This is a genomic window from Neisseria sp. HMSC070F02, assembly GCF_001814225.1.
Lineage (GTDB): Bacteria > Pseudomonadota > Gammaproteobacteria > Burkholderiales > Neisseriaceae > Neisseria > Neisseria meningitidis.
This window is the reverse complement of record NZ_KV815365.1, coordinates 1-8,489: the sequence shown is the minus strand read 5'-3', so window position 1 is coordinate 8,489 and position 8,489 is coordinate 1. Positions and strand designations below refer to the sequence as shown.

The window sequence follows — 8,489 nt, the reverse complement described above, 5'->3', positions numbered from 1 at the left end:
CGGCAAACACACGATCCAGCGCCGCACGGTCGCAAATATCGACTTGTTCAAACGCATAGCGCGGATGATTGGCCACGGATTCCAGCGATTCCAGATTACCCGCATAAGTGAGCTTATCCACATTTACCACCGCATCTTGCGTATCGTTGATGATATGGCGCACAACCGCCGAACCGATAAAACCGGCACCGCCGGTCACAAGGATTTTTTTCATGATGAATATTAATCGCCAAAATGATAAGGTGAATTTTACTATAAATCGCAAGCAAAAAGCCGTCTGAAACTTCAGACGGCCGCTTAATTTCATGGCTTAATCATCATAGCCATTCGGATTATTACTCACCCAGCGCCATGAGTCTTCCATCATTTGGCTTAAACCAAATTGCGCTTTCCAGCCAATTTGTGATTCGGTAAACGCAGGATCGGCAAAGCAAACAGCAATATCGCCATCGCGACGCGGTTTGATTTGATAAGGAATATCCAAGCCGGAAGCTGCTTCAAAAGCCTTAACCATATCTAAAACAGAATAACCGTTGCCCGTGCCCAAGTTATAAATATGTACGCCCGATTCTTTTGCTTTGGCTTGCATGGCCTTCAAATGACCATCGGCCAAATCAACCACATGGATATAATCGCGCACACCTGTACCGTCCGGAGTGGGGTAATCGTCGCCGAATACCGACAAATAAGGCAGCTTGCCTGAAGCCACTTGGCAGATATAAGGCAGCAGATTATTTGGAATACCGTTAGGGTATTCGCCAATCAAACCACTTTCGTGTGCGCCAACCGGATTGAAATAACGCAGTAAAATCACACTCCAGCGTGAATCTGATTTTTGAATATCCGATAGAATCCGCTCCACCATGTATTTCGATGTACCGTATGGGTTGGTCGTACCGCCTACCGGCATATCTTCCGTAATCGGCGTACGTGCTGGATCGCCGTAAACGGTAGCTGACGAACTGAATACGATACTGAATACACCTGCTTTGGCCATTTCTTCCGCCAAAATCAGGCTGCCCGATACATTGTAATCATAATACTTCATCGGTAAGACATTGCTTTCACCCACTGCTTTTAAGCCGGCAAAATGCATTACCGTTTCAATCTTATGTTCAGCAAAAATCTTTTGCAGCAAAGCACGATCACGGATATCGCCTTGATAAAAGGTAATGTCCTTACCGGTGATTTCTTTTAAACGTGGCAGAATATTGATGCTGGAATTACACAGATTATCGAGAATTACAACATCATAACCTGCTTTAATTAGTGAGATGGCGGTATGTGAACCGATAAAACCGGTTCCGCCCGTAACGAGGACTTTCATTATTCTTTAACTTTATTTAGTTTAGAGTTAATTACATTATATTTGAAATAATTCGTAATTAGCAGTTAGCTTTTTAATAATGATCAATATCGTAAATATTCAAAACGCCAATTACTTTATTGGACTCTTTTACGACTAATGAATCAATTTTTTCAGCATGCATATAGGCTTCAGCTTCTGCAAAGCGGGCATCAGCAGAAACATATTTAGGAGATAAAGACATTATGTCTTTTGCTTTAATTTGATTGATATTATCAAATCTATCGAAGGCACGACGTAAATCTCCATCAGTAATAATGCCATGAAGCGTATCATGCTCCATTACCAATGGTTAGCCCCATGTAACCTCGATTAATACTATATACAATTTCTTTAAAGGAAGCATCGGGTAGGCAATGCGGAATTTTGGTTTTCATCACATCTGAAACACGCGTTAACAGACGGCGGCCTAAGCTGCCACCAGGATGAAATCTAGCAAAATCTTCGGGCAAGAATTTTTTTTCAGATTGTAAAACCATTGCCAATGCATCGCCCATTGCAAGTGTACAGGTTGTTGATGAGGTTGGCGCAAGATTATTTGAACAAGCCTCACGTGATACACTGATATCCAGTAAAGAATGAGCATGTTTGGCTAAAGTTGATTTAATATTACCGGTCATGGCAATAATTTTATTGCCTTGCTCTTTCAGAAAAGGAAGAATTCGGATAATTTCCTCAGTTTCTCCCGAATTTGAAATTAATAAGGCAACGTCTATTGGTTTAATCATCCCTAAATCGCCATGAAATGCCTCACCAGGATGGACAAAAAAAGCAGAAGTACCGGTAGAAGCCATAGTTGCAGCAAGCTTTTGACCGATAATCCCAGATTTTCCCATCCCTACCACAACTACGCGACCTTGAGTATTTAAGATAATTTCTATTGCTTTCTCAAATTCATTATCTAAGCGCTTACTCATTTCCATAATGGCATTAGCTTCTAATTGTAAGGTTTCAACCGCCAATTTTAGAAAGTTAGTTTTCATTATTAACTCCTATTATTTTTTTATGATTACTGGTTAGCACCATGCATAACTTGAGCAAATCCAGCTTCTGAAGAAAAAACGTCCTCCTTGCCCTGAGCAGCAAGAATTTTATCTGCTAACTCACGAAATGCCCCATAGCCTCCTGGTAATGTTAAAGTTATGTCTGCTTGATTACGTATATATTCAGGCGTATCTGCGACAGCAAAACTTAAACCACAAGCGGAGAAAGCAGGTAGATCGATGGTGTCATCACCGATATATGCTGTTTGCTCTTTAAGACAATTAGCTTCTTGCATTAACTCAATACATGCCGCATGTTTGTCTTTAATGCCGAGTTGATAATAAGAAATACCTAAATCATCAATTCGTTTTCGCAGGGTGGGAGAATCTCTTCCTGATAATACCGCTACTTTAATGCCTGATTCCTCAAGCAATCTAATACCTAAACCATCTCGTACATGAAAACGTTTTAAACATTCTCCATTTTCATTGTAGAAAATACCGCCATCTGTTAGTACACCATCAACGTCGGTAATAACGAGACGAATATCAGCTAAATTGACCGAATGTTTATCAATAGGAAGCTGGCCTGACATGATGGCGCGTACACGTTCTAAGCATTCTGGTGTATCTACACCCGGTCCTGTTTCAGGTACTTCAAAAACCCGAATATCGATGCCGGCATCTAATAAACGCAACTGTTCCAGTTTCTCACTTAGCTCTATATCAGGCTGCTTGAGGTTACTGTATTTTGCTAGAGTTTCCTTACGATAAGCATAAACGCCGATATGTTTGAAATAATAAGCATGCTCTTTATCTCGAGGATAAGGAATAGGGCTACGACTAAAGTAAAGTGCATTACCGTTTGCAGATAGTACGACTTTGACAGTATTTGGATTAGTTGCTTCTGAAGCAGGTAGAGCATGACAAAGGGTGCCCACTGAGATTTGCTCATCCTTCATGCCTTGAGCGAGCAAAGCAATATCTTCAGATCGAATTAATGGCTCATCTCCTTGGATATTAATATAAATATCAGCAGCATATTTTCCCATTACTTCAACTAACCGATCTGTACCAGAATCATGTTGAGTAGAAGTCATGATAACTTTGCCACCAAAAGATTCTACAACTTCAGCAACACGACGATCATCAACAGCAACGATCACATCATCAATATAGGGTACTTTACAAGCACGTTCATAGACATGTTGGATCATTGGTTTACCGCAGATATCAGCCAAAGGCTTTCCGGGTAAACGAGTAGAAGCATAGCGTGCAGGAACAACAATAACCGTTTTCAGATTTTCGGTATTCATTAAGCAATATCCAATTTAGGAAATGATTTAACTGTTTCATCCACAGCTTTCACACGTAACAAGAAATCCTCCAATTTATCTAGAGGAAGAGCACTTGGGCCATCACAACGCGCTTTATCAGGATTTGGATGAGCTTCCAAGAATAAACCTGCTAAACCAGTTGCCATGCCGGCCATTGCTAAATCCAAAACTTGCTCACGACGCCCACCGGAAGCAGAGGAGCCTGAATCACGTTTTTGAAGAGCATGTGTTACATCAAAAATAACCGGTAAATCATCGCAAGTTTTCTTCATTACACCGAAGCCCAGCATATCGACAACCAAATTATCATAGCCAAAATTAGCGCCACGTTCACATAAGATCAATTGGTCATTGCCAGCCTCTTTGAATTTCTCCACAATATTTTTCATCTGTTCAGGGCTAAGAAATTGAGGTTTTTTAATGTTGATAACTCTACCGGTTTGAGCCATGGCGAATACCAAATCAGTTTGGCGGGCAAGAAAGGCCGGTAATTGCAAAATATCCACTACTTCAGCAACTGCATTACATTGATATGGCTCATGCACATCTGTAATCACAGGGACACCAAAACGGTCTTTAACCGCAGAAAAGATGTTCATGCCTTCTTCAAGGCCTACTCCGCGGTAAGAATGAATTGAAGAGCGATTGGCTTTATCAAAAGATGCTTTAAATACATATGGGATTTTTAATTTTTCCGTTACTTCAACATATTTTTCACAGGCAAATAAAGTGGAATCTAGGTCTTCTAAGACATTAATTCCTCCAAATAATGTAAAGGGTAGGCTATTACTAATTTTTATATTGAAGGTTGGTAAATTAATATTAGGCATTTTTAAAATCCTTGATTAAAAATAAATTTTTTAGATCTAATTTAATGATTGAATTTTTATTCAATAAGAAATTATTTTTGTAAATCATCTATTATACTACATATGTCTTGAAACATTTTTGATTTTCCTATAATTGTATGAACAGAATGAGTATCATTTTTATATTTGTGAACAAATAAATTAGGATCAGAAGTATTAAGCATATTGATAGAAAACATATCAATTCCATTGTTTTCACAAACTTGAACATATACTTTGGGAATAAATCCATTTGATTGATTTTGAAGCTTAGCAATACTTGTATATGCAGTAGAACTTAAATTATATTGAAGCTCTAGCTCTTTATTAAATTGTGTTGAGTAGCTTGTGAAAGCTAATGTCTGAGGAGCTTGAACATATACAATGTCGGCATGTACTAACTGTCCATACATCATAGCTGCAAAGCCTCCAGATGAAGCTCCAACTAATACTATTTTTTTATAATTGCCAGATTTTATATAGTTTTCAATGATCGTTCTATAATAATCTGTATGTATTTGATACCAACTGTTATAATTATCTCTTAGTAAGAGAAAATTATATTTTATGGTTTTGTTAGCAAAACCTTGATAATTATAAGTATCACTAGAATTAAAAGCAATTTTATCTATACATTGTAACCCATAATTTCTATAATGATTTTGAGTGCGTTTACCATCCATGCCTGAAAAGCATATAACTAAAGTTTCATTATTTTTAGAATGTTCAATATATTGAGAGATATTAGATTTCTGAGGTTTTGGCAGAGTAGTAGGATCTTTAAATGGTAATACGTTTAATAACTCTAATGCCTTCTCATCAGCTTTTTTATAATTTCCTATAATCCTGTAAATATTAATTTTAGATAGTTCTAAACATTCATTAAGGGAGTTTTTTATATTCTCTTTAAACAAAGATTTAGTATGCCAGATAAAGGAGTTCTCTATTTCGGCTAGTCTATTATCATTTTGTAATACATTAACTAAATAATAATAAATGCTATTAAACTGACTTGGAAATTTAATACGAGTTTCTAAAAGCCTTTTACGAGCTTCTACCCAATTTCTCATATGATGAGCAGCTAGGCACCAACCTTTCCATGCATAAAAGTTATTTGGAAAGTCTCGTTTAAGTTCAATAAAAACTTGGTTAGCAAAATCTAGCTGTTGCATAGACAAAAGAATCTCACCATATTTTATTTTAGCCTCAACGATATTTGGAAATTTTTCAGAGGCTCTTTTCCACCGATGACAAGCTTTTTTTAGAAGTTTTTCATTACCATCTAACATTAATTCTGGAACTGTAGCATAACCTTTCCAGCTAATATAAATACTCGGATTCTCTTTAATTAAATCTAAAAAAATGTTTTCTAGTTCATCTAATTTTTTCAATTCACGATAAGGGATTCGAAGTTTAAAATAAATATTTGATTTTTGTGCAGTATCTTGCACGTTTTTTATAATGTCATTTCCATATAATAGAGAATATTCCCATTTTTTTTCAATTAAGTAAGTATCTAATATATTTAGTTTTAATACTAAATTATCAGGCTGATCCTTGAGTGCAGAAAATAAATATTCTCGAGAGGCTATTATGCCTTTTACATGTCTTAGTGCTATTGCTTTGCGGGATACAAAAAAGGTATTTAGAGGATACTGAGAAAGCAGTCGTGACCAGATTTCTGTAGCATCATTCCATTTAAAGGCTTTTTCAGCTTCAATTGCATATAATTTATCTATTTTCTCAGTATTTTTAAACTTTTGAGAACTACTCTCAAATAGTGAGGTAGTCCTTTCATAGCCATAAATTTTCACGTGTAATTTCAGCATATTTAAATGTGCTGCTAAGAAATTAGGAAATTTATGAATGATATTATTCCATATTTCAAGTGCTTTTTCCCACTCTTGCTTTTTTTCTAATACAAAAGCATAGCTTTCATATCCATGGTAGGAATCAGGAAATTTTTTAATACACTCAAGGCTAATATTCTCAGCTTCATTTATTAAATTTTCTTGTAGTAGAAGCAAAGTAGTTTCTTTATATATATGAACAACGTTTGGGAAATTTTCTAAAATTTTCTTTAGTTGGATTAATTCATTATACCTATCTCCATTGGCTTTATAAATCTTATATAAGCCTTCGTATCCTTGGTATTTATCAGGGTAATATTCTATAATCAACTGAAAGTAGTCTTTTGCGCTTTTGAATTCTCCTGTAAATAAAAAGCTGTTTGCAAGATAGAATAAGGCCTCATAATCTTTTGCATCCGTAAGTAATATTTTTTTAGCAATATATTTCGCCTCTACATATTTTTTCTGTTTATATGAATTAATTAATTCAATTTTCATTTATAATCCTTTTATTTTTCTTATCCTTAATAGTATACAAATAATCTTGTAAAGAATTATATGATAACTTAAAACTATCGAGGGTAAATTTTTTGTTATAACTATGAGCTAAGTTAATTTCTTTTGTAAATTTTCCAGTATTTTTATTCTCTAAAACTTTTTGTAACTCTATTATATATTTTTCCACATCATTTTTATTGTCAACAATATATGCATTTTCTGAGTTTAAGAATTCACCAAGCCCCCCAATAAGAGGAGTAATGATTGACATTTGTCTCTCAGCTGCTTCTATAATAACATTTGGCATTCCTTCAATTATACTTGTAAATAGAAAACAATCATACTGGCCTTCTTCTACTAATTTTCTGAAATTATCAAATTTACCTTTATATTTAATATTTTCCTTTAATAAAATATCTTTATTAAGCTTTAATAATAAGTCTTCACCATCTTTATTTTTAGTACCTCCATAAATATCAATAGTAATTGGTAAGTTTGAAATCTTTTCTGCAATTTTAGGAAGAATTTCTACACCTTTATTCCATTCGATACCTGAAGCCCATAAAACTTTTAGTGAGTTACCTTTACGATGGTGTTTAACTTGAATAGATTCTGAAGAGTTGGGCACATATAAAGTTTTGAATTTATCTTGATTCCAGCCATATTGGTGACATAAATACTCGGTAAATGTTTTATTGTCAGAAATCAATACATCGTAGTCATCAATCACAAATGGCAAATTTTCGTGAGCCATGCCGAATTCTTGTAAACTTCCTGGTCGCAGCCAATGAGCAAAAACTAATCCCCACACCGATAAATATTCACGTATGAATGGGGAGCATCTTTCTGTAAAATTATATGTTTCCCTACAATTAAAATTCCATAAGATTTTAATCTCAAATTGAATTATTAATCTTTGTAGAATCTGATTATAAACAGTCTGATTAAATGAAGATTTTGTATATTTTTTTAAATAAATGAGCGTTACATTTTCTGGGACAAGATCATCCCATTCTCCTGAATCTCCTTCTAATATTAGTAAAATAATATTAATTTTAGGGTTGCTAAATTTGATTCCTTCTAGATATCGTAATAATAATTTGTCTGTTCCCCCCGTACGCAATGTTTTTATGGTTATTATCATGTCGTACTGGTTAATATCTAGTTCAAGGGCTAATCGAACATAGTCTAGAGAAAAATGTTTATTATAAAAAATTATATTTGCTTCATTTACTACTTTAGTAGTAGTAATCCGATAATCTACAAAATTTAAAGATAAAAGATCCCTACTAATATTCGGATGTATAGAAATTAAATTCTTTTTTGCTGGAGTTAAGTTATTCTGTTTCTGTAAAACGTTTGGCGTCAATAATTTCTTTTTTTGACGCATTCCTTTTTTTTTCAAAATTTCAAAAATATCTTTTAATGATATCATTGTATCAATCTCCATATAAATCAGAAAAGTTTTGGGTTATCAGAAAATTTTTATGAGAAAAAATGGTATTAGCTATTGAAGGAAAAACATTTTTATATATTTCTTCTTTATGATGGATTGTATAATTTAAATATTCTATACTAGGGCGTGTCCTCAATTTAACTTAGCATGA

8 protein-coding genes are annotated in these 8,489 nt (G+C 34.5%); all 8 read right to left on the bottom strand.

What is annotated here, in order from left to right:
• Window positions 1–214: NAD-dependent epimerase/dehydratase family protein (locus HMPREF2959_RS01910; RefSeq protein WP_148138157.1), on the bottom strand; the 214-nt coding region annotated here is incomplete at its 3' end.
• Between the two features lie 96 nt (window positions 215–310).
• Entirely contained in the window at window positions 311–1,327 is a 1,017-nt protein-coding gene (gene galE / locus HMPREF2959_RS01905) for a UDP-glucose 4-epimerase GalE (RefSeq protein WP_002240180.1), read from the bottom strand.
• A 73-nt stretch (window positions 1,328–1,400) separates the two neighbouring features.
• Window positions 1,401–1,649 (bottom strand): CBS domain-containing protein, encoded by a 249-nt coding sequence (locus HMPREF2959_RS13130; protein ID WP_232616613.1) that lies wholly within the window; start codon window positions 1,647–1,649, stop codon window positions 1,401–1,403.
• Entirely contained in the window at window positions 1,639–2,349 is a 711-nt protein-coding gene (locus HMPREF2959_RS01900) for a KpsF/GutQ family sugar-phosphate isomerase (RefSeq protein WP_002243171.1), read from the bottom strand. The genes HMPREF2959_RS13130 and HMPREF2959_RS01900 overlap by 11 nt, the downstream gene beginning before the upstream one ends.
• 26 nt (window positions 2,350–2,375) lie before the next feature.
• Complete coding sequence (gene kdsB / locus HMPREF2959_RS10570; RefSeq protein WP_002238577.1) at window positions 2,376–3,665, bottom strand: 3-deoxy-manno-octulosonate cytidylyltransferase; 1,290 nt, start codon at window positions 3,663–3,665, stop codon at window positions 2,376–2,378.
• Window positions 3,665–4,516: a 3-deoxy-8-phosphooctulonate synthase gene (kdsA, locus tag HMPREF2959_RS01890; RefSeq protein WP_002238578.1), complete on the bottom strand. Its 852-nt coding sequence runs from the start codon at window positions 4,514–4,516 to the stop codon at window positions 3,665–3,667. The genes kdsB and kdsA overlap by 1 nt, the downstream gene beginning before the upstream one ends.
• A gap of 71 nt (window positions 4,517–4,587) precedes the next feature.
• Complete coding sequence (locus tag HMPREF2959_RS01885; protein WP_002238579.1) at window positions 4,588–6,882, bottom strand: tetratricopeptide repeat protein; 2,295 nt, start codon at window positions 6,880–6,882, stop codon at window positions 4,588–4,590.
• On the bottom strand, window positions 6,872–8,332 hold the full coding sequence (locus HMPREF2959_RS01880) for a glycosyltransferase (protein WP_083314120.1): 1,461 nt from the start codon (window positions 8,330–8,332) through the stop codon (window positions 6,872–6,874). Before HMPREF2959_RS01880 ends, HMPREF2959_RS01885 begins: the two co-directional genes overlap by 11 nt.
• Between the last annotated feature and the right edge of the window lie 157 nt (window positions 8,333–8,489).